This is a genomic window from Caballeronia sp. GAWG1-5s-s (assembly GCF_023631445.1).
GTDB lineage: Bacteria > Pseudomonadota > Gammaproteobacteria > Burkholderiales > Burkholderiaceae > Caballeronia.
This window is the reverse complement of record NZ_JALQDC010000012.1, coordinates 17,628-37,534: the sequence shown is the minus strand read 5'-3', so window position 1 is coordinate 37,534 and position 19,907 is coordinate 17,628. Positions and strand designations below refer to the sequence as shown.

Annotated in this window: 20 protein-coding genes; 11 read left to right on the top strand and 9 right to left on the bottom strand. The window is 62.2% G+C overall.

Translation table 11 applies throughout. The annotated features are described in order from the left end of the window. Positions 1-18 precede the first annotated feature (18 nt). The 6 genes from NCR34_RS11035 (at position 19) to NCR34_RS11010 (ending at position 4,741) form a co-directional block, all read left to right on the top strand. Positions 19-597: a YqgE/AlgH family protein gene (locus tag NCR34_RS11035; protein WP_175944792.1), complete on the top strand. Its 579-nt coding sequence runs from the start codon at positions 19-21 to the stop codon at positions 595-597. Then, a complete protein-coding gene (gene ruvX / locus NCR34_RS11030) occupies positions 594-1,040 on the top strand; it encodes a Holliday junction resolvase RuvX (protein WP_250499879.1) in 447 nt (148 codons plus the stop codon). Before NCR34_RS11035 ends, ruvX begins: the two co-directional genes overlap by 4 nt. Further along, positions 1,027-1,542: a bifunctional pyr operon transcriptional regulator/uracil phosphoribosyltransferase PyrR gene (gene pyrR, locus NCR34_RS11025; protein WP_250499878.1), complete on the top strand. Its 516-nt coding sequence runs from the start codon at positions 1,027-1,029 to the stop codon at positions 1,540-1,542. Before ruvX ends, pyrR begins: the two co-directional genes overlap by 14 nt. A gap of 66 nt (positions 1,543-1,608) precedes the next feature. Then, positions 1,609-2,646 (top strand): aspartate carbamoyltransferase catalytic subunit, encoded by a 1,038-nt coding sequence (locus NCR34_RS11020; protein ID WP_175944786.1) that lies wholly within the window; start codon positions 1,609-1,611, stop codon positions 2,644-2,646. 10 nt (positions 2,647-2,656) lie between these two features. Beyond that, positions 2,657-3,934, top strand: a complete 1,278-nt coding sequence (locus NCR34_RS11015) for a dihydroorotase (RefSeq protein WP_250499877.1) — start codon at positions 2,657-2,659, stop codon at positions 3,932-3,934. A gap of 3 nt (positions 3,935-3,937) precedes the next feature. Further along, positions 3,938-4,741: a lysophospholipid acyltransferase family protein gene (locus tag NCR34_RS11010; protein ID WP_250499876.1), complete on the top strand. Its 804-nt coding sequence runs from the start codon at positions 3,938-3,940 to the stop codon at positions 4,739-4,741. Here NCR34_RS11010 and NCR34_RS11005 read toward each other — a convergent pair. After that, positions 4,710-5,564, bottom strand: a complete 855-nt coding sequence (locus tag NCR34_RS11005; RefSeq protein WP_250499875.1) for a symmetrical bis(5'-nucleosyl)-tetraphosphatase — start codon at positions 5,562-5,564, stop codon at positions 4,710-4,712. The two genes, NCR34_RS11010 and NCR34_RS11005, sit on opposite strands and share 32 nt — an antisense overlap. A gap of 343 nt (positions 5,565-5,907) precedes the next feature. On the opposite strand from NCR34_RS11005, the gene rfbB reads away from it, so the two are divergent. Genes rfbB through NCR34_RS10980 form a run of 5 tightly spaced genes read left to right on the top strand, consistent with a single transcriptional unit; the run spans position 5,908 to position 9,908 of the window. Further along, the gene (gene rfbB, locus NCR34_RS11000) at positions 5,908-6,969 is read left to right on the top strand and encodes a dTDP-glucose 4,6-dehydratase (protein WP_250500031.1); all 1,062 of its coding nucleotides are present in this window, start codon (positions 5,908-5,910) and stop codon (positions 6,967-6,969) included. Positions 6,970-6,979: 10 nt separating this feature from the next. Then, positions 6,980-7,873 (top strand): glucose-1-phosphate thymidylyltransferase RfbA, encoded by an 894-nt coding sequence (gene rfbA, locus NCR34_RS10995; RefSeq protein ID WP_250499874.1) that lies wholly within the window; start codon positions 6,980-6,982, stop codon positions 7,871-7,873. After that, a complete protein-coding gene (gene rfbC, locus NCR34_RS10990) occupies positions 7,858-8,409 on the top strand; it encodes a dTDP-4-dehydrorhamnose 3,5-epimerase (RefSeq protein ID WP_250499873.1) in 552 nt (183 codons plus the stop codon). Before rfbA ends, rfbC begins: the two co-directional genes overlap by 16 nt. After that, complete coding sequence (gene rfbD, locus NCR34_RS10985; RefSeq protein WP_250499872.1) at positions 8,406-9,308, top strand: dTDP-4-dehydrorhamnose reductase; 903 nt, start codon at positions 8,406-8,408, stop codon at positions 9,306-9,308. The genes rfbC and rfbD overlap by 4 nt, the downstream gene beginning before the upstream one ends. 18 nt (positions 9,309-9,326) lie before the next feature. Then, entirely contained in the window at positions 9,327-9,908 is a 582-nt protein-coding gene (locus NCR34_RS10980) for an NUDIX hydrolase (RefSeq protein WP_250499871.1), read from the top strand. 15 nt (positions 9,909-9,923) lie between these two features. Here the strand turns inward: NCR34_RS10980 and NCR34_RS10975 are convergent, their stop codons facing one another. From NCR34_RS10975 to NCR34_RS10940, 8 genes are all read right to left on the bottom strand, one after another. Then, the gene (locus NCR34_RS10975) at positions 9,924-10,739 is read right to left on the bottom strand and encodes an ankyrin repeat domain-containing protein (RefSeq protein ID WP_250499870.1); all 816 of its coding nucleotides are present in this window, start codon (positions 10,737-10,739) and stop codon (positions 9,924-9,926) included. Then, positions 10,736-11,977 carry an acyltransferase family protein gene (locus NCR34_RS10970; RefSeq protein WP_250499869.1) on the bottom strand — a complete coding sequence of 414 codons (1,242 nt, stop codon included), beginning with the start codon at positions 11,975-11,977 and terminating at the stop codon, positions 10,736-10,738. Before NCR34_RS10970 ends, NCR34_RS10975 begins: the two co-directional genes overlap by 4 nt. Positions 11,978-12,060: 83 nt before the next feature. After that, positions 12,061-13,098: a glycosyltransferase family 2 protein gene (locus tag NCR34_RS10965; protein WP_350029429.1), complete on the bottom strand. Its 1,038-nt coding sequence runs from the start codon at positions 13,096-13,098 to the stop codon at positions 12,061-12,063. Beyond that, positions 13,095-14,441 (bottom strand): hypothetical protein, encoded by a 1,347-nt coding sequence (locus NCR34_RS10960; RefSeq protein WP_250499867.1) that lies wholly within the window; start codon positions 14,439-14,441, stop codon positions 13,095-13,097. The genes NCR34_RS10965 and NCR34_RS10960 overlap by 4 nt, the downstream gene beginning before the upstream one ends. A gap of 46 nt (positions 14,442-14,487) precedes the next feature. Then, positions 14,488-15,561 (bottom strand): nucleotidyltransferase family protein, encoded by a 1,074-nt coding sequence (locus NCR34_RS10955; protein WP_250499866.1) that lies wholly within the window; start codon positions 15,559-15,561, stop codon positions 14,488-14,490. Positions 15,562-15,797: 236 nt separating this feature from the next. Next, positions 15,798-16,973: a UDP-N-acetylglucosamine 2-epimerase gene (gene neuC, locus NCR34_RS10950; protein ID WP_250499865.1), complete on the bottom strand. Its 1,176-nt coding sequence runs from the start codon at positions 16,971-16,973 to the stop codon at positions 15,798-15,800. 26 nt (positions 16,974-16,999) lie between these two features. Further along, the gene (locus tag NCR34_RS10945; RefSeq protein ID WP_250499864.1) at positions 17,000-19,003 is read right to left on the bottom strand and encodes a hypothetical protein; all 2,004 of its coding nucleotides are present in this window, start codon (positions 19,001-19,003) and stop codon (positions 17,000-17,002) included. Positions 19,004-19,100: 97 nt separating this feature from the next. Beyond that, positions 19,101-19,904 carry an SDR family oxidoreductase gene (locus NCR34_RS10940; protein WP_250499863.1) on the bottom strand — a complete coding sequence of 268 codons (804 nt, stop codon included), beginning with the start codon at positions 19,902-19,904 and terminating at the stop codon, positions 19,101-19,103. Between the last annotated feature and the right edge of the window lie 3 nt (positions 19,905-19,907).

The following is a 19,907-nucleotide window of genomic DNA, read 5'->3' as shown; positions in this document are numbered from 1 at the left end:
TTGTTAAAATCCTGAATTATGTCCAAGACTTCCGATCGCATCAATTTGACGAACCAGTTCCTGATCGCCATGCCCTCCATGGTCGATCCGACGTTTTCCGGAACGGTGGTCTACCTTTGCGATCACACCGATCGCGGTGCGCTGGGTCTCGTCATCAACAGGCCGACCGACATCGACCTGCAATCGCTTTTCAATCGCATCGACCTCAAGCTCGAAATCGAGCCGCTCGTGCACTTGCCCGTGTATTACGGCGGTCCGGTGCAGACGGAGCGCGGCTTTGTCCTGCACGAGGCGGGCGAGGGCGAACCGTATAGCTCGTCCATGAGCGTGCCCGGCGGCCTTGCCATGACCACGTCGAAGGACGTGCTCGAAGCGGTCGCGAGCGGCAAGGGCCCCGAGCGCTTCCTGCTGACGCTCGGTCACGCGGGCTGGGGCGCGGGGCAGCTCGAAGAAGAAATCTCGAAGAACGGCTGGCTCACGGTCGAAGCGGATTCGCGCATCATTTTCGATGTGCCCGCCGAGGACCGCCTGGAAGCGGCGCTGTCGCTGCTCGGCGTGTCGCGCTCCATGCTTTCCGGCGAAGCAGGGCACGCATGAGCCGCGAAGCCACGCTGCTCGCATTCGATTATGGCGAAAAGCGCATCGGTGTCGCCGTCGGCAATACGTTGACGCGTAACGCGCGCGCGCTCGCCGTGCTCGAAAACCGCGACCGTGACTACCGCTTTCAGGAAGTGGGCAACCTCTTGCAAGAGTGGAAGCCGGACGCGGTGGTGGTCGGCATGCCGATGCATCCGGACGGCACGCCGCACGAAATGAGCGCGCTTGCGAAACGCTTCGGCAATCAGGTGAACGGCCGTTTCAACGTGCCGGTGCAGTGGGTGGACGAGCGATATTCGTCCGTCGATGCGAAAGCCGATCTGCGCGAGCGCGGCGTGCGCCCGAATGCGCGCGGCCGCTTCGACGGCATCGACGCCGAAGCCGCTCGCGTCATCCTCCAACAATATCTCGACGGACTTCCCGACGATCATGAGTTCCATTGACGCAGAGGCGCTGTATCGCGCGCTCGTCGAACAGATCCGCACGGCTTACGGCGCGTCGCTCGCGGCAGCAGACGGCGTGGCGCTCGCGGGCATCTACAGCGGCGGCGCGTGGCTGGCCGAGCGGCTCGCGAAAGACCTGGGCGCGCCGCATTTCGGCGTGGTGAACGTGGCGCTGCATCGCGACGACTACGCGAAAAAGGGCCTGCATAGTCAGGCGAGCCCGACTTCCTTGCCGTTCTCAGTCGAAGGCCGCCGCATTCTGCTGATCGACGACGTGCTCTCCACCGGCCGCACGGTGCGCGCGGCGATCAACGAACTCTACGATTACGGCCGTCCCGCTTCGATCGATTTCGCCGTGCTCGCCGACCGCGGCGGACGCGAAATGCCGATTGCGGCGCGCTTCACCGGCGGCATGGTGGACGTCGCGGCGAACGAAGACCTCGTCCTCGCGCGCCGCGACGACGGCACCTTCGGCTTCACGACCGAGCCGCGCACGCACTGACGCTCAAGCGGCACGCGTCTCACGCCCAAGCAGCAAGCCTTTTTTCAAAGCAACGCCTGGATCACCATGAACACCGCCACGCAGAGCGCAGCCGAACCGGGCGCGCAGCAAGCTGACAAGACGAGCGACACCTTCCGCTACGGCTTTCTCAAAGGCAACCCGCAGCTCACGAAAAACGGCGAGCTGAAGCACTTGCTGACCATCGAGGGCCTGCCGCGCAGCATCGTCACGCATATTCTCGATACCGCCGAGCAGTTCGTGAGCGTCACGGATCGCGAAGTCAAGAAGGTGCCGCTTCTGCGCGGCAAGTCGGTATTCAACCTCTTCTTCGAGAATTCGACGCGCACGCGCACCACGTTCGAAATCGCGGCGAAGCGTCTGTCGGCGGACGTGCTGAATCTGAACATCAACGCGTCGTCGACGAGCAAGGGCGAGTCGCTCCTCGACACCATCAACAATCTCTCCGCGATGCACGCCGACATGTTCGTCGTGCGTCATGCGTCGAGCGGCGCGCCGTATCTGATCGCCGAGCACTGCGCGCCGCACGTGCACGTGATCAACGCGGGCGATGGCCGTCACGCGCATCCGACGCAGGGCCTGCTCGACATGTACACCATTCGCCACTACAAGCGCGACTTCACGAAGCTGCGCGTGGCGATCGTCGGCGACATCCTGCATTCCCGCGTCGCACGCTCGGACATTCATGCGCTCACGACGTTGGGCGTGCCGGAAGTGCGGGCCATCGGTCCGCGCACGCTGTTGCCGAGCAACCTCGACCAGATGGGCGTGCACGTCTACCACAACCTCGACGAAGGTCTGAAGGGCGTGGACGTCATCATCATGCTGCGGCTGCAGAACGAGCGCATGAGCGGCGCGCTCTTGCCGTCCGCGCAGGAGTATTTCAAGAGCTGGGGCCTCACGCCCGAGCGTCTCGCGCTCGCCGCGCCGGATGCCATCGTGATGCACCCCGGCCCGATGAACCGCGGCGTGGAGATCGATTCGCAAGTGGCCGACGGGCCGCAGTCGGTCATTTTGAATCAGGTGACCTTCGGCATCGCCGTGCGCATGGCGGTGATGGGCATTGTGGCCGGCAACAGCGACTAATCAGAACGACATGAAGATCCAGATTCAAGGCGGCACCATCATCGATCCGGCCGCAGGCACCGAAACGCGCAACGACGTATTCATTGCGGCCGGACGCATCGTCGCGATCGGCGAAGCGCCCGCCGATTTCAGCGCGGCGAAGATCATCGACGCGAACGGCTTGCATATCGCGCCGGGCTTCGTCGATTTGTCGGCGCGTCTGCGCGAGCCGGGCTTCGAGCACAAGGCGACGCTCGAATCCGAAATGGCCGCCGCGATGGCGGGCGGCGTGACAAGCCTCGTCTGCCCGCCCGACACCGATCCGACGCTCGACGAACCGGGCCTCGTCGAGATGCTCAAGTTTCGCGCGCAGAAGCTGCATCAGGCGCATGTGTATCCGCTCGGCGCGCTGACCGTCGGGCTGAAGGGCGAGAGCATCACCGAAATGGTGGAACTGACGGAGGCCGGCTGCATCGGCTTCTCGCAGGCCGACAACCCGATTGTCGATACCCGCACGCTGCTGCGCGCGCTGCAATACGCGACGACCTACGGCTACACCGTGTGGCTGCGCCCGCAGGACGCGTTCATGGCGAAGGGCGGCGTGGCGGCGAGCGGCGCGGTGGCGTCGCGTCTCGGCTTGTCGGGCGTGCCGGTGTCGGCGGAAACCATCGCGCTGCATACCATTTTCGAACTGATGCGCGTGACCGGCGCGCGCGTGCATCTGTCGCATGTGTCGTCGGCGGCGGGCGTGGCGCTCGTGCGCGCGGCCAAAGCCGAAGGCCTCGCCGTTACGTGCGACATCACGATCAACCACGTCCATTTGACGGATGTGGACATCGGCTATTTCGATTCGCAATTCCGGCTCGACCCGCCGCTGCGCCAGCAACGCGACCGCGAAGCGATTCGCTCGGGTCTGGACGACGGCACCATCGACGCGATTTGCTCGGACCACACGCCGCTCGACGACGACGAGAAGCTCCTGCCCTTCGCCGAAGCGACGCCAGGCGCGACCGGTCTGGAACTGCTGCTCTCGCTGACGGTGAAGTGGGCGCGCGAAGCGAACCTGCCGCTCGCGAAGGCGCTTGCGCGCATCACGTCCGCGCCGGCCGACGTGCTGAAGCTGCCGGCGGGGCGCATTGCCGTGGGCGCGCTCGCGGATCTCTGCGTGTTCGATGCCGGTGCTTCGTGGCGCGTCGATCCGCGCAAGCTCAAGAGCCAGGGCCGCAATTCGCCGTTCCTCGGCTACGAACTGCCGGCCCGCGTGCGCGCGACCATCGTCGGCGGGCACCTCGCTTACGAAAGCCGCTGATTCATGAAGTTGATGTTGCGCAAGCTGCGCCTCGCTGCTCATTTGCTGCACGGCGCATGGATCGTGGCGCGGCGCTTTCCCCGCGCGACCGCAAGCGAACGCATGGCGATGAACCGCGCGTGGTCGCTTAAGATGCTGCGGCTAGCGGGCATGAAGCTCGTCGTCCATAACGACGAAGCGCGGCTCGATGCGGGCGTGCTCGTCGTCGGCAACCATGTGTCGTGGATCGATATTTACGTGATCAACGCGTGGCGGCCGACGCCGTTCGTATCGAAGGCTGAGATCCGCCAGTGGCCGGTGGTCGGCTGGCTCGCGCAACAGCTCGGCACCGTGTTCGTGCAGCGCGAGAAGCGCAGCGACGCGAAGCGCATCATGCATGAGCTGGCGGACCGGCTCGTCGCGGGCGAGATGATGTGCGTGTTCCCCGAAGGCACGACGAGCGACGGCGTATCGCTGCTGCCGTTCCACGCGAACATGTTTCAGGCGGCGGTGTCGGCGTCGTGTCCGGTGCAGCCCATCTGCCTGATGTACGAGGACGCGCGCGGCATGCAGACGACCGCGCCCGCGTATATCGGCGATATGTCGCTCAGCGATTCGCTCGATGCGCTCTTGCGCGGCGGGCCGATTACCGCGCATCTCTACGTGTGCGATGCGCTCGCGCCGGGCGCCGACCGGCGGCTGCTCGCGAGCGAAGCGCAAGCGGCGGTTCAGGCGGCGCTGGAGCGGATGCGGGGCGCGCCGGCCGTTGTGATGGAAGCGCCGCTGGCCCCGCCGATCACTTGCTCATCGAGCAACTCACCTGCGTGACGACGCGCTGCGCCGGGTCTTTCGTCAGCCGCACCGCCGAGAGCTTGTTGCCCCACACGCAGCCGGAATCGAGACACAGCACGTCGTCGCGGATCATAAGGCCGAGCGCGGCCCAGTGTCCGAAGACGATGGTCACGTCTCGCGTGCGGCGGCCAGGGACATCGAACCAGGGCATGTAGCCGGGCGGCGCGGTGTCAGGACCTCCGTTGCCGGCGAACTCCATCGCGCCTTCGGCCGTGCAGAAGCGGATGCGCGTGAGCGCGTTGTAGATCACGCGTAGCCGGTCCATGCCCGTCAGGGAATCTTCCCAGCGATGCGGCTCGTTGCCGTAGAGTTCGGCCAGTGTCTCTTTCCAGTCTGGCGCGCGCAGTGCGGTTTCGAGTTCGTGCGCGAGTTCGAGCGTCATCGTGACGTCCCATTGCGGCAAGACGCCCGCGTGAACCATCAGCGCACCGTCCTCGAAATGAGCGACCGGCTTGTGCCGCACCCATTCGATGAGGTCGGCGCAATCCGGTGCGGCGAGAATGTCGTCGAGCGTGTCGCCTTTCTTCGGCTTGCGCAGGCCGGCGGCGACGGACAGCAAATTCAGATCGTGATTGCCGAGCACGACGGTCGCGCGAGAGCCGAGCGCGATCACTTCGCGCAGCGTCTCCAGCGACTTCGGGCCGCGGTTGATGAGGTCGCCCGCGAACCAGAGCGGCGTGTCCGGATCGGGCGTGGCTTTCTTCAGCAGGCGTTGGAATGGGTCGCAGCAGCCTTGGAGGTCGCCGAAGACGAGGGGGGCGGAGGAGATGGCGAGGCTTGCGAAGAGTGCGTCAGTCATTGATTCGATTCGGATCTGCGACGCGGCTCAGGTTCCGCGCGCCGGAAGCACGTTAAGAAGCGATTAGGGGAATTATGCCGGTGATCATGAAAACGCGAGTGCGCGCGTCGGCTCCTGCTAATGCGGCAAGAGATGCCGTTTAGCACTGCCGCCACGGTGAATAACTAGCTGTATCGAGTTGTTATGCGTGTAGGTTTTGGGCATGGCTTTATAATGAGCGGTCGACTAAAGCTGAACGTAGTGCCTCCCATCCAGTGCGTGGGTGCGCCGATTCGGCGATTTCTTCCACAGACTGACCGAGTGCGTTCTTCGCGGCGCGCAAACAGAGTTGGCAAAGGTATCTATGATCCTCGTGACGGGCGGCGCCGGTTTCATCGGCGCGAATTTTGTTCTGGACTGGCTGAAAGGCTCCGATGAGCCCGTGCTCAACGTCGACAAGCTGACGTACGCGGGCAATCTCGGCACGCTGAAATCGCTCAAGGACGACGCCCGTCATGTGTTCGCGCGTGCGGACATCTGCGACCGCTCGGCAATCGACGCACTGTTCGCGAAGCACAAGCCGCGCGCCATCCTGCACTTCGCCGCCGAGAGCCACGTCGACCGTTCCATTCACGGTCCGGCGGACTTCGTGCAGACGAACGTCGTCGGCACGTTCACGTTGCTCGAAGCCGCGCGCATGTACTGGAGCGCGCTCCCCGAAGCGGAGAAGCAGGCGTTCCGTTTCCTCCACGTTTCGACCGACGAGGTCTTCGGCTCGCTGTCCGCCGCCGATCCGGCATTCTCGGAAGCAACGCCGTACGCGCCGAACAGCCCGTATTCGGCGACCAAGGCCGGCTCCGACCATCTCGTTCGCGCGTACCACCACACGTACGGCCTGCCGGTTCTCACGACGAACTGCTCGAACAACTACGGCCCGCACCAGTTCCCCGAGAAGCTGATCCCGCTGACGATCGCGAACGCGCTCGCGGGCAAGCCGCTGCCGGTCTATGGCGACGGTCAGAACGTGCGGGACTGGCTGTACGTCGGCGACCATTGCGCGGCGATTCGCGAAGTGCTGGTCAACGGCAAGCCTGGCGAGACGTACAACGTCGGCGGCTGGAACGAGAAGAAGAACCTGGAAGTCGTGCACACGCTCTGCGATCTGCTGGACGAGAAAAAGCCCAGGGCGAGCGGTTCGTATCGCGATCAGATCACATATGTGACGGATCGTCCGGGACACGACCGCCGCTACGCCATCGACGCGAGCAAGCTCGAGCGGGAACTCGGCTGGAAGCCGGCAGAGACGTTCGAGACGGGCCTCGCCAAGACCGTTCAGTGGTATCTCGACAACCACGAATGGGCGGACGAAGTGGCTTCCGGCGAATACCGGAAGTGGGTCGAGACCAACTACGCGCAGCGGGCGTAAGGAGCGGGGCATGGCGCGCAAAGGCATTATCCTCGCCGGCGGTTCCGGCACGCGGCTCTATCCGATCACGCATGCCGTATCGAAGCAGTTGCTGCCCGTGTACGACAAGCCGATGATCTACTATCCGCTGTCCACGCTGATGATCGCGGGCATTCGCGATGTCCTCGTGATTTCGACGCCGCAAGACACGCCGCGTTTCCAATCCATGCTGGGCGACGGCAGCCAGTGGGGCATGAACATCCGGTATGCGGTGCAGCCGTCGCCGGACGGGCTCGCGCAGGCGTTCATCATCGGCAAGCAGTTCGTCGGCAACGACCCGTCCGCGCTGATTCTCGGCGACAACATCTTCTACGGGCACGACCTGGCGAAGCAACTGGCGAGCGCCGACGCGCGTACCGACTGCGCCACCGTGTTTGCGTACCACGTGCATGACCCGGAGCGTTATGGCGTCGTGGAGTTCGATCAGAGCTTTCGCGCGCTGTCCATCGAAGAGAAGCCTCTGAAGCCGCGTTCCAGCTACGCGGTGACGGGTCTTTATTTCTACGACAACCAGGTCTGCGACATCGCCGCGGACATCAAGCCGTCCGCGCGCGGCGAACTCGAGATTACCGATGTCAACTCGCGCTATCTTCAGCAGGAAAAGCTGAACGTGGAGATCATGGGACGCGGATACGCGTGGCTCGACACGGGCACGCACGATTCGCTGATCGAGGCGGCAACCTTCATCGCGACGCTGCAGAGGCGGCAGGGGCTCGTCGTGGCCTGCCCGGAAGAGATCGCGTATCGCAAGCAATGGATAGACGAGGAGCAACTGTTTGCTTTGGCGGAGCCGCTCTCGAAGAACGCGTACGGCCAATATCTGCTCAATCTTCCGAGGGACCAAATAGCATGGCCATCCAGGTAACCGCTACTGCGCTGCCCGAAGTCAAGATCATCGAACCGCAAGCGTTCGGCGATGCACGCGGATTCTTTTACGAAAGCTTCAATGCGCGGGACTTCACCGAGCATGTGGTTGGCGGCTTCGAATTCGTGCAGGACAACCACTCGCGTTCTGTGAAGGGCGTGCTGCGTGGGCTGCATTATCAAATCCAGCACCCGCAGGGCAAACTCGTGCGCGTGACCGAAGGTGAAATCTTCGATGTCGCGGTCGATATTCGCAAGAGCTCCCCAAATTTCGGCAAGTGGGTCGGCGTGCATTTGTCGGCAAACAATCGACGGCAGATGTGGGTGCCGCCGGGTTTCGCACATGGCTTTTTTGTGGTGTCGGAAACGGCGGAGTGTCTCTACAAAACGACCGATTACTGGTATCAGGCGCATGAGCGCAGCATCGTGTGGAGCGATCCGGCAATCGGCATCAAATGGCCTATCGACTTGGAACCAATGCTTGCGGCCAAGGACGCGGCAGGCAAACTCCTCGCCGATGCAGAGTGTTTCGCATGAGCGCGGCGTCTCGCATGACCATCCTGCTGACCGGCGTGAACGGTCAGGTCGGCTTCGAACTGCAGCGCAGTCTTCAGGGTCTAGGCACGGTCGTCGCGCTAAATCGTCACGCGCTCGATCTCGACAAAGCAGAGCAGATCCGCCGCGCGGTGCGTGAAGTGAAGCCATCGCTGATCGTGAATCCGGCTGCGTACACGGCAGTCGATCGCGCCGAGACCGAGACGGACGCCGCCGTGCGCGCGAACGCCAAAGCGCCGGCGATTCTGGCGGAAGAAGCCAAGCGCCTGAACGCCGCACTGGTCCACTTCTCAACCGATTATGTTTTCGATGGCACAAAAGAAGGCGCGTACGTCGAAGACGATGTCACGAATCCGCAGAACGTCTACGGAAGCAGCAAGCTGGCGGGCGAGCAGGCGATTGCCGCAACCGGCTGCGATCATCTAATTTTCCGCACGAGCTGGGTGTACGGCACGCGCGGCAAAAACTTTCTGAACACCATGCTGCGTCTTGCCGCTGAGCGCGACGAACTGAGCGTCGTCGCAGATCAGCACGGCGCGCCGACGTGGTCGAACACCATCGCCGCGTTGACATCGAACGTGCTCGCCCAGTCGGTCGCGCTGCGAAATGACGACGCGCGCGAGTGGTGGCATGCGCATGGCGGCGTCTATCATCTGACCTCGTACGGCGCGACTACGTGGCACGGTTTCGCCGAAGCGATCTTCGAGTTGGCTGGCATCGACAAGAAGCCGGTCGTAAAGCCCATTCCCGCGTCCGCGTACCCGACGCTCGGGAAGCGCCCCGCCAACTCGCGCCTGTCGAACGATAAACTCGTTGCGGCATTCGGCGTGCGCGCGCCCGACTGGCGCGAGGCGCTGCGGCTGTGCCTCGCCGCTGACTAATTTCCGGAGAGCATATCGATGTCGAAGCGCAATCGCATCCGCAACATGACGGTCGAACAACTATCGAACGAGCATCGGCTGCTCGACGCCCACACGTTCGAATATGAGCGCGATGACGGCTCTACGCAAGTGCTCAATCGCGAGATCTATCACGTCGATGACGGCGCGACAGGTCTGCCGTACGATCCGGAGCGCCGCACCGTGCTGTTGGTCCGGCAGTTTCGGCTGCCGTCGTATTTGCGTGGCGAAGAAGGCTGGCTGCTGGAAGCGCCCGCGGGATTCGTGGACAACGCGCCGCCTGAGGAACGCGTTCGCGAGGAGATCGCGGAAGAGGCGGGTTATCGCGTCAGCGAAGTCACCAGAGTCTTCGAAGCGTCGATGATTCCGGGCTGCGTCACGCATGTCGTCCACGGCTTTATCGCCAAGTACTCGCCAGCCGATCGCATTAACAGCGGCGGCGGGCTAATCGAAGAGGGCGAGGACATCGAGGTCGTCGAACTCACGATCGACCGCGCCCTGGGGATGGTCGCGAACGGCGAGATCATCGATGCTAAGACCATCATGCTGTTGCAGCATCTTGCGCTGTTCGGGCTGCGTTGAGCCAGCGGCGTCGCCTTACTTCAGCTCGGGCACGATGAACCGGCTGGCCGGAAACGTCGCCGGCACGTTCGAGAAGTAAGCCGGCGCAACGCCGCATGAGCCGAGGAACGTGCCGTTCCACTCCGTGCTCTGCGGCTCCGGTTTGCGGTCGAAATGCAGGCGCTTCAGCGGCGAACAGCCCACATCTTCGTTATCCAGGTTCGACAGAAGATTCCATTCGACGCGCACGGTGCCGCGCGTCACTTCGCAGACTTTGCCTTGCAGCAGCAGGCGGCTTGCAGGCCGGGCGCAGACGTCCCGGCGATCTTCCAAAGGGGAGAACGCATACGCCACGCGGCTGCCCAGTTGCACGAAGCTGCCGGGCCTTGCCGTGAAATTGTCGGCCATCTCCTCGACATGCTGGACGCCGAGCAATTCTATGAATCGATTCCACACCCGCCGCTTGCGCGCCTGCTTCGCCAGTGCGACAGCTTGCCCCATTTGCAGCGCATCGTCGCGAACGAGCACGGACGGGAGAATATCGGCATCGTCGGCGATCACGGCTTCGATGGCTGCGGAGTGTCCATCCCGATTGAGCAGCGACAGATTCGGCTGATAGCGCATCAGCAGGTCGGACATCTCGCCGTCGTGAGAACGGATGGCGTGCATCAACGGTGTATCGCCCTGATCGTCCTGCACGTTCTGCGATGAGCCCTTCGTAATGAGCAATCGCACCAGCGGCGGATAATGCGCCGCGACGGCTTTCGAGAAGTCGTTGCCGTAGTCGTAGGCAAAGACCGGCGCGCTTGCGCACCATAGCGCGACAGACGCGAGACGAAGCGCCTTCTTCATTCGCGCGCCTCCAGAAAATTGCGAATCACGCGCTTGCCGAAATCCCTGCACGGCGTCTCGACGATCCGATAAGTCACTTCCGCGAGCGCAAGGGCCAGCAGCAGAAACACCGCGAACTGAATCAGATAGCCGACACGCGTAAGCTTGAGAAAGTCGGGAATGCGCTCGTAGAAGCGGAAGTAAAGATCGTTGTAGACGAGAATGAGCAGCACGTGGCCGAGATAGATCGAGTATGACCGGGCGCCGATATATTCGAGCACCGGCGCGAGCCATCTGATGTTCAGAATCCAGCCGCGTTCCAGCGAAGCGAGTATCACGAGCGCGACAGAGACGAGCGCGTAGCCGCAGAAGGCTGCGCTCGAAAAATAGAACTGCCCGGAGCCGCCGCCGAGAACGTCGGTGTTCAAGACGCCCGGCAGCAACGCGAGCAGCGCGCACAGCGCAATGCCGACCGTCGTCTTGAGCAAGGCCCGCAGTCGCGGCCCGTGCAGCACACGCATGAGTCCGGGACTCGCTGCGACGTTATCGCCGGCGAGCGTGTGATAACGCCACAAGGGCAGGTAGCGATATTTATGGATCAGCAGCGCAATGATCACGCCGTAGAGCAGCTCGTCCACGCGCGTATGCGTCAGATCCGCGATGCTTACCGACGTCAGCGGCCGCGCCACAAACAGCACCAGCGCGACCCCGATCGCACACACCGCGAGCCGATACGACGTGCGGCCGCACAGCACGAGCAGCATTGGCGCGAGCAGATAGAAATGCTCTTCGATCGACAGGCTGTAGTAATGCGACATGCTGGTCGGAATGCCGCCGAACACCATCGCATAGTTGTAGATGCCGCCCGCGAACGCGACGCCTTCACGAAAGATATCCGCCGGACGCGCGAAGGTCGCGATGCTGCCCGTTGCGCTCATCACATACGCGACGATCCAATAGAGGAAGATGTAGAAGAACGCGGAAGGCGCAATCCGGAACACGCGCCGCAGATAGAACGCGAGAATCGGTTGGCGGCTGCGTTCGAGTCTCTGCACCGGCGTATTGCCGAGCGGCGTAGGGAGCGTCGTCAGCAGCGATTGCGACACGACGAAACCGGAGATCACGAAGAACAGATCAACACCGGTGAACGACGAGTAGAGATATCGATGGAACAACTGCTTGAACGGCGCGTGCACGAGGATCGTCAACAGCACCGCAACCGCGCGTAATCGTTCAATCTCAGAATTCTTGCGAGTCATGCCTCGTCACATATCTTGATATCCGCTGTTGAAAGGAGGGGCGTGCCTGCGTGTCGTTGGTCGATCACGCGTGGCAGACGACGTCAGCCCGCTGGTTTGCGACGCAGTTTATTGACCGCGAAGTACACGCCACGTCGCAGGTCGCCGTTTGCGATCCTGCCGATAAGCGTGGCCATCATACCCCACGCAAGCGCGAGCGGGCGCGGCCAGCGGATGATAGGCGCGACCCACATGATGAACAGCGGGCGATTGCCGAAGCGCGCGTGAAAGCGTCGGTAAGTTGTTTGCAGATCGCCTTGTCTTGCGAGCCTCTGGCGCACAAGATTGAACGGATGGTATGACTTCAGCATCCGCGTCTCGAACTGCCTGATCTCTTCTTCCTTCAGTCCCGCCGGACGATACGAATCCAGAATGCGCCCGAGACGTTCGACGAACACTTCCGAGAAATCGTAACCACCGGAATTCGCACGCTTGCAGGCGAGGATATAGCGCTTCATATAGCTGTTGCGCTTCACCTGCAAGGCCGCATTCACGACGAGATGCACCTGCACGAGATTGCTGCCGCAGAACTGCCGCGCATCGATCTCTTCCTGCACGCGCTTGTTGATGATGCATGCCGAAATAAACGTGATATACGGGCCGATTGCCGCGAGAAAATCGCCGGTCGTGTGATACGTGTCGATATGCGAATCGCCGCCGCGCGGATATTCTTTCTCCGGATCGTTCTCGTAACCGAACGGACGCAGGCATACGATTCCATACTCGGCTTGCTGCAAATAATCGATCAGATACGAGAGCGTGCCGGTGACGTACATATCGTCATCGCCCATTATCTGCACATAGTGGCCGCGCGCTTCATTGAAGCATTGCGCAATATTCGCGTCCGACCCGACATCCACGTGATTGCGGATATAGCGGACCGGCAATCCGGCGGCCTGCGCGCGCGCGACGACGTCGGGCGTCGTGTCCGTCGAACAGTTATCGCTGACGACGACTTCGAGCACGCCCGGCGCGAGCGTGCGTGCTTCTTGTACCAGGCGTTGCAAATTCAGTTCGAGATAATTTGCTCGGGTTAACGTGGGAATGGCGATCGTCAGAAGGGGAAGGTGAGGGTCTGTCACGACTCTTGTCTCCAGACAAGGTTGCACCGCCGCCAGATGAAAACGGCGATGGGGAGGTTCACCAGAACATTGGTCAATACAAGCACGGTGACGAGCCCGGCAGATGAGTAGTGCGCGGCCGCCCAGAACAGTAGCGGCACGGTGATGAATGCGGAAAGCGTGAGGGGCGCAGCGAACGGCTCTCTCCGATGACTGCGCAGATGCGCGGCCAGTCCGCCGATCAGTTGATTGCTGAACACGAAGAGAAGCAGGCCGGCGAGTTGCCAGAACGGCAGCACTCGCTGGACAAAATGCGTGTGCGAGAGCAACAGCGCGCCGCCGAGCACGCACAAGGCCATCAAAACGAAGATTCCCGACGATGCGGCGAAATCTCGCATGAAGAGCGTATCGAGCAGCACCCAGTTGCGTTCCGCGACGGCGCGGGCCATCAATGGGACGCGTCGCATCACCCACGACTGCGCAACGAGGCCGAGCGTGTTGGCGATCGTCAGTGACAGGCCGAGCTGGCCCGCCACCACGGCGCCCCGCGTTTGGAACAGGATCGGGATATTGATCTGCGTGAGTAGATAGCCGCAAAGCAGGCTGACGCCCAGACGCCATTGCAGCGGCCAGACTTCGCGCCGCCAGTCGAAAGTCTGCGTTGCGGGAAGCGATGCCGATGCCGTCGCCAGCAATCCGGGCCGATAGCGCAATAGCCAGAACAGCGGAATGAGCAGCGTCATGGCGGGGACCATCGCCGTGGCCCAGAGGCCTGCGCCGGACGCCAGCATGACCCAGCACGAGATCGATCCGCACATCGCGAGAGTCAGCCGCAGGCCGTAGACGTGCGCAATCTGGCCGCCGCCTTCGAGAATCGACAGGAACGGCGTGACGAGCAGGCCCGCAGCCGTGAAGCCGCACAAGGTCAGCCACGGCGCAAACCAGTTCTCGGCGGGCGTTGCCTTCTGTTCGAAGAAGAACATGCCGCCCGGCACGATGACGACGGCGAACAACAGCGCAATGCCCGCGTACCAGCGCGCGGCGCTGCGCACGAGCGCGCGAAACCACGGCGCGGTCTCGCCTTCTACGCGGCCATCCTCCTTCCACTTCAGCCCGGACGATCCATGCGCCGCCACCTGCACGAGCGTTACGGACAAGCCGAGATCGAATAGCGTATAGAGCGCCGCGACGCTCATGAAGCTGTAGTACCAGCCTTGTGTCTCCGGCGAAAGGAAGTGGACCGCGAGCACCGTCGTAAGCAATCCTGCGGCAGCCTGCCACAGCCGCAAGGAAAGGACGAGAACGAGATCGCGTGACAGTGCGGGGAGGCGCAACGGCAGGCTATTCACAGACAGAATACGCACGATGCGGCTCGCACAAGTGCGTCGGCACAAAGCATGAGACGCACCGTCAGAACAGCTTCGATGCTAGGTCGTAGTCGCTCGGACGGCCCACGTCGAGCCAGTGCTCGAAGATCGGGAAGCACGACACCGGCTGCTTCGCCGCGATCAGGTTGTTCGCGACATCGGTCATGTTGTACGCGCCAGAATCCGGCAGCGTTTCAAACACGCTCTTCGACAGGAAGTAGATGCCGCTATTCACCAGGAAGCTGAAATTCGGCTTCTCTTCAATGTTCGTCACCAGCGAGTCGCGCTCGGTGATGACGCCGAACGGGACCTGGAAGCTGTACTGCGTGGCCGCGATGGTCATGGCCGACCGGCTGCGCAAATGGAACGCGAGGAACATGCCGATATCCAGATTCGTCAGGATGTCGCCGTTGAACACGAGCGTGTTCTCGTCGCGAAACGGCACGAGCGACAGCGCGCCGCCGGTGCCGAGCGGCGTTTCTTCGTGCACATACTCGATTTCGACGCCGAAGCGCTCGCCATTGCCGAAGTGCTCGGTAATCTTCTCGGGCAAATAATGCGTGGTGATGATGATGCGGCTCGCACCATGCGCAACCAGCTTTTCGATGCTGATTTCCAGCATTGGCCTGCCGTTGACCTGCAACATGGGCTTCGGCGTATCCACCGTGAGCGGGCGCAGGCGCGTGCCGAATCCGCCCGCCATGACGACGGCCGTGAACTTGTGATCGATGAAGCTCGGTGAGTGATTGACCGCGTTATGGTCGATCACGGAGACGGGCCTGCCGTTGTCGTCCGTCAGCACGAGTTGACGAAGCGAATACTCGCGGAACAGGGCCTCGCGCTCATCGTTGTTGGCCCTTGCGTTGGCCGTGATCGGCTTCGGACGCGTGCTGCGCTCCTTGATAACCTGGATTTCCCTCGCCGAGTCGTCGAGCTTGCGACCTTCAAGAAACGCGCGGCGCACGTCGCCGTCCGTGATGATGTTGACGAACGTGTTCTGGTTGTCGTACAGCAGCGCGCACGCAACTGAACCACTCGCCTGTATGCAGGCAATAACGTCCGATATTTTCGAATCGAACGTTACTTTCAAGTGAATGAGATCGTCGAAAGCCGTCATGATTTCCGTGCAGCGATTGAGCAGTGTAATTGGTTGGGCGGCGGCTGAACTGTTTGATCAGTATCAGTTTCCGGGCAGCCTGCGAAAGTGCTGACCGTCGTGTCGAATGATCGTGGATAAACACGACGAGGCTGCTTTAGGACTGCTTCTGCGCAGCTTCACATAGCACATTCCACTATAGTGCCGATATGGGACGACTTCCATAATAACATGCGCCAAATCGCCTTCAAGCCCGGTCAGTTAGCCGGTGCGGAAGGCATGTCGTAGAAAGGTTTATGCAGTGCATCATGCGTATTCCAGGCCATCAAAGTCTCGACGATGCGCTGTGTCGTGCCCGTCCGGTCGTAAGGATTGACCGCTGCAGCGGCGCGTGCGCGGAACGCATCGCTCAACGCTTCGGCAATGGCTGCGCGTACCGATGGGCTGTCCGTGTCCGTATGGATCACGCTATCGCTGCGCACCCGTCCTTCTTGGCGGCTGCCGATATCGACGGTCGGCACGCCCAGGCTCGGCACTTCGATGATGCCGCTCGACGAGTTGCCCACGACCACATCCGCGAAGCGCGCGGCGGACAGGTACAAGGTCGTGCCGAGCGACATCGAAAAGCGAAAGCGCGCCGCCTGCGAACGCGTGTGATGCGCCAGCAGACGATTCACGCCCGCGCCGCCTGGGTCCGCATTCGCGCCCGTGAAAACGCAGACGTGATCGGGGAATGCATCGAGCGCGTCGAGCAGCGCTTTCAACTGCGTCTCGGGCGTTTGCGAGGCGAGCGTCGCCGGATGGAACGTGATCAGCAGATAACGCTGCCCTGGCGTCAGATCGAGACGTCGTTCGACTTCGGCGCGATCGAACAGCTTGAGCGTGCGGATGTTTTCCACGCCGAGCGCTCCGACGTTGAACACTCGCTCGGGCTGTTCGCCCAGTTGGATCACGCGTTGCCGATACGCCTCCGTGCTTGTGAAATGCAGGTGGCTCATCTTCGTGATCGAATGTCGGAACGCTTCGTCCATTGCGCCGAGCGTTAGTTCACCGCCATGAACATGCGCGACCGGAATCTTGCAGACAGTGGCTGCGATTGCAGCGGCAATCGCTTCGAAGCGGTCGCCGAGGATCACCAGCGCATTGGGCGCGAGGCGCATCAGCGCTTCGGCATAGCGCATGACGCCCAGCCCGATGGCCGTCGCGATGCTCTCGTCGCTGCCGCCGTCGAGCAGCACCTCGACGCGTTCGTCGATCGGCAGGCCATCGGCGGCGATCTGGCGCCACGTCGCACCCGTCGATTCGGCGAGATGCGCGCCCGTCACCAGCGTTCTGAGAGTCGCGCCGGGCGTTGCGGCGATTGCTTCCATCACCGGCCTGAGCAGGCCGTATTCGGCGCGTGTGCCTGTAAAAAAACAAATGGTCCGGCTCATGCGCTCTCCTTCAGGGCCATGCATCGTTACCAGTAGCGCGCATCGGACGTCCATACGCCGTAGCCGCCGCGCACAGGATCGAACAGCGCAGGGTGAGCCTGCTTTGCGTACGCCTGATCCAGCGCGTTCGCGTAGACCAGCTTGTAGTCGTTGCCATTCGATATATAAAGATAGTTCGGCTGATTCAGCGGGCGCGGGTGCATCGAATCCGGTCGCTCAAGGTATTGCGGAAAAAGATCCGGGATATCCCCGATGACGACCGGCGGACTCATATGGTCCGACGCATCGATTTGCAACGTGGGCAGGCTGCCGGACCTAGCTTCCGGAACGGTCGGATAGAGCTTGTGTTCCAGCCGGTAAGCTGCGAGCGCCTTCGCAATGCGGTTCATTTCGTCCACGCGCTGCTCGGTTTCGATGAACTCGTTCGCCAAGTCGAAGTGATAGTAGTTGTGCAGCAATTCTGCGCGCCAGTTCTCGCCCTGCAAATACGCGCCGACGAGATCGAGCACGCGCTCGTCGGTGAGCGGCACCTGCCCATCCGTGATCGAGACGATGACATGCGGCTTCTCGATCTTCCAGTCGCCGAAGTTGAAGCGGTGCATCATGTAAGGGTCCATCAATACCTGGACGCGCGGCGGCAGCGTGTTGTACTCGTGCAGCGAGATGCCGAGCCGGCTGCGGCCGCCGAACGTGTAGACGAGATTGCCCGTGTATTCGTAGTTGATCAGCGCGCGGCCGCGATAAGCGCCCTTCGAACTCGAATCGTTGAAGACGAAGGTGCCCACATTGCGGAGCGCGTCGCTTTGAGCGGAGAGCCAGGTCATTGTCGCCACTTGGCGGAACCAGTCGTGCCACAGTCCGAGTCCGCTGACGAAGCCGGCGCAGACCGACGCGCCGATCACATAGCCGATCAGCAGGTCGCGTCCATAGCGCCGCAGGAACGGCACATACGCAAAACCATAATCGATGAAATTGGCCAGTGCGACCATCACGAGCACGAGACCGGCGACGGCGGGCATGATGTTGCGCGCGTCGTAGAAGCTGGTCAGGTCCGGCGTCTTGTTGACGACGATATACGGATAGATTGCCGATGCGAAGATCAGCAGTCCCAGCACCAGTTGCATTAGAGCGGTCTTCCAGGTCGTACGTCCGCTGCGCTTCGGCAACAGGCGCAACAGTAGAAAGCAGACAATGCACGCAATCACCAGCGCGAGCGGCGGCACCGTGCGCGAGGAGGTCGAGAACCAGTCGCGCAGCACGGGCCGGATCAGCGTAAACGAATCCCCGATGGACCCGATGATGGCGCGCCGGTTCACATCGTTATAGTTGTTGTACAGCGGCGATTTGGCGGTCGTGAGCCGCTTTGCGATCACGAAGATGAACGGCAGCGCGAGGAACAGTACATGATCCTTCGCGAACACGCGCAACGGCGCGAGCGACTGCTTCCAGATCGCCTTCAGGTTCGGAGCGATGGTGTCGCGCTTCCACATGGCTCGCGGCGGCACGGTGACCGCGTGGCGGATCGCTTCAAGCCCCATCAGCGCGATCAGCAGGCCGTACATCAGGATGAGCGAATTCAGATAGAACGATAAGAAGAACAGCACCGCGCTCGCGATGCGCATGCCGGTCGCACGCCGTCCGGCGATCAGCAGCGCCGTCGCGCACCAGAACACCGCGATATACACGTTGTACAGCGCGACGCTCGTCAGGAAGCGAATCGGGACGATATGCGCCGCCGCGTAGATCAGAAACAGTTCGACGGCTTCCCTGCGCGATATCTGGTTGGTCCGGCGCAGGACGAAGCAAATTGCCGCACCGCTGATCAGCCACGTGATCAGCGCGACAGCGCGCAGGGCGAGAGAAGGGTACGCGAGCGCATTGATTGCATTCGTCAGATACCCGCCCCAGAACACGCCGAGTTCCTTGCCAATGCGAATGCTGTCGGCCGGGCTTTGGAACAGCCACACCCAGTCATCCCAGAAGTAGCCCGGATTGCAGACGATGAGTGCGGTGCCCCCGAAAATCGCCAACAAAAAAATGGGTAAGTGTCTTCCCAGAAGATTTACCGTCTTCATTCGGCAAAGTCCTTTTAGCTATTTGCGCGCCCATGCCGGGCGCCGCCGAATGTCACCAGGCGCACCAGCCGCCATCGACGACGATATTCTGTCCCGTCACATACGCAGACAGGTCGCTCGCGAGATAGAGCGCCGCGCCCTTGAAGTCTTCTTCTATCGCCATGCGGCCCATCGGCGTGCGTTCGACATAGCGCTTCGTGAACGTTTCGGGCTGATTGCGCCAGACGCCGCCGGGGCTGATGGTATTGACGCGCACGTTCGGCGCGAGCGTCGTCGAGAGCCAGTTGGTCAACTGAATGAGCGCGCCCTTGCTTGCGCCGTAGGCGGCGGGATTGCCCATCGCGGTGCCTTCGTAGAGACGCCAGTCCGGTCCCACCACGCCGTAGAGCGACGAGATATTGATGACCGAGCCTTTGCCCGAGCGCTTCAGCCACGGCAAGGACGCTTGCACGAGTTCAAACACGGAGGTCACGTTCACTTCAAACGCGGCGCGCCACGCCGGCGTCTTCTGCTGCTCGAACGGCACGGCCCAGCCCTCGAGTTGCGATGTACCGACGAACGCGGCGCAATTGACGAGAATGTCTAGCCCGCCGCACAGCTGCGCAACTTGTTCGGGTAGTGCGCGCACGGCGTATTCATCCGCGAGTTCGAGTTCGAAGGTTTCGACGCGCGCGGAGGTGCGCGAGCGGATGCCGTCCGCCGTCGGCTGAAGCTGATCGCGCTGGCGATCCACTAGCACGACGGTCGCGCCCGCTTCGGCGAGCGCTTCGGCCATCGCGGCCCCGATGTGGCCCGCACCGCCGGTGACGACGGCGGTACGTCCGGACAGCGACATCAATTGTTCGATTCGACGCATGGT

Bases quoted from the DNA above. Each gene is read 5' to 3' on its own strand.
- NCR34_RS11035 (WP_175944792.1), top strand. From the start codon at position 19: ATGTCCAAGACTTCCGATCGCATCAATTTGACGAACCAGTTCCTGATC.
- ruvX (WP_250499879.1), top strand. From the start codon at position 594: ATGAGCCGCGAAGCCACGCTGCTCGCATTCGATTATGGCGAAAAGCGC.
- pyrR (WP_250499878.1), top strand. From the start codon at position 1,027: ATGAGTTCCATTGACGCAGAGGCGCTGTATCGCGCGCTCGTCGAACAG.
- NCR34_RS11020 (WP_175944786.1), top strand. From the start codon at position 1,609: ATGAACACCGCCACGCAGAGCGCAGCCGAACCGGGCGCGCAGCAAGCT.
- NCR34_RS11015 (WP_250499877.1), top strand. From the start codon at position 2,657: ATGAAGATCCAGATTCAAGGCGGCACCATCATCGATCCGGCCGCAGGC.
- NCR34_RS11010 (WP_250499876.1), top strand. From the start codon at position 3,938: ATGAAGTTGATGTTGCGCAAGCTGCGCCTCGCTGCTCATTTGCTGCAC.
- NCR34_RS11005 (WP_250499875.1), bottom strand. From the start codon at position 5,564: ATGACTGACGCACTCTTCGCAAGCCTCGCCATCTCCTCCGCCCCCCTC.
- rfbB (WP_250500031.1), top strand. From the start codon at position 5,908: ATGATCCTCGTGACGGGCGGCGCCGGTTTCATCGGCGCGAATTTTGTT.
- rfbA (WP_250499874.1), top strand. From the start codon at position 6,980: ATGGCGCGCAAAGGCATTATCCTCGCCGGCGGTTCCGGCACGCGGCTC.
- rfbC (WP_250499873.1), top strand. From the start codon at position 7,858: ATGGCCATCCAGGTAACCGCTACTGCGCTGCCCGAAGTCAAGATCATC.
- rfbD (WP_250499872.1), top strand. From the start codon at position 8,406: ATGAGCGCGGCGTCTCGCATGACCATCCTGCTGACCGGCGTGAACGGT.
- NCR34_RS10980 (WP_250499871.1), top strand. From the start codon at position 9,327: ATGTCGAAGCGCAATCGCATCCGCAACATGACGGTCGAACAACTATCG.
- NCR34_RS10975 (WP_250499870.1), bottom strand. From the start codon at position 10,739: ATGAAGAAGGCGCTTCGTCTCGCGTCTGTCGCGCTATGGTGCGCAAGC.
- NCR34_RS10970 (WP_250499869.1), bottom strand. From the start codon at position 11,977: ATGACTCGCAAGAATTCTGAGATTGAACGATTACGCGCGGTTGCGGTG.
- NCR34_RS10955 (WP_250499866.1), bottom strand. From the start codon at position 15,561: ATGACGGCTTTCGACGATCTCATTCACTTGAAAGTAACGTTCGATTCG.
- neuC (WP_250499865.1), bottom strand. From the start codon at position 16,973: ATGAGCCGGACCATTTGTTTTTTTACAGGCACACGCGCCGAATACGGC.
- NCR34_RS10940 (WP_250499863.1), bottom strand. From the start codon at position 19,904: ATGCGTCGAATCGAACAATTGATGTCGCTGTCCGGACGTACCGCCGTC.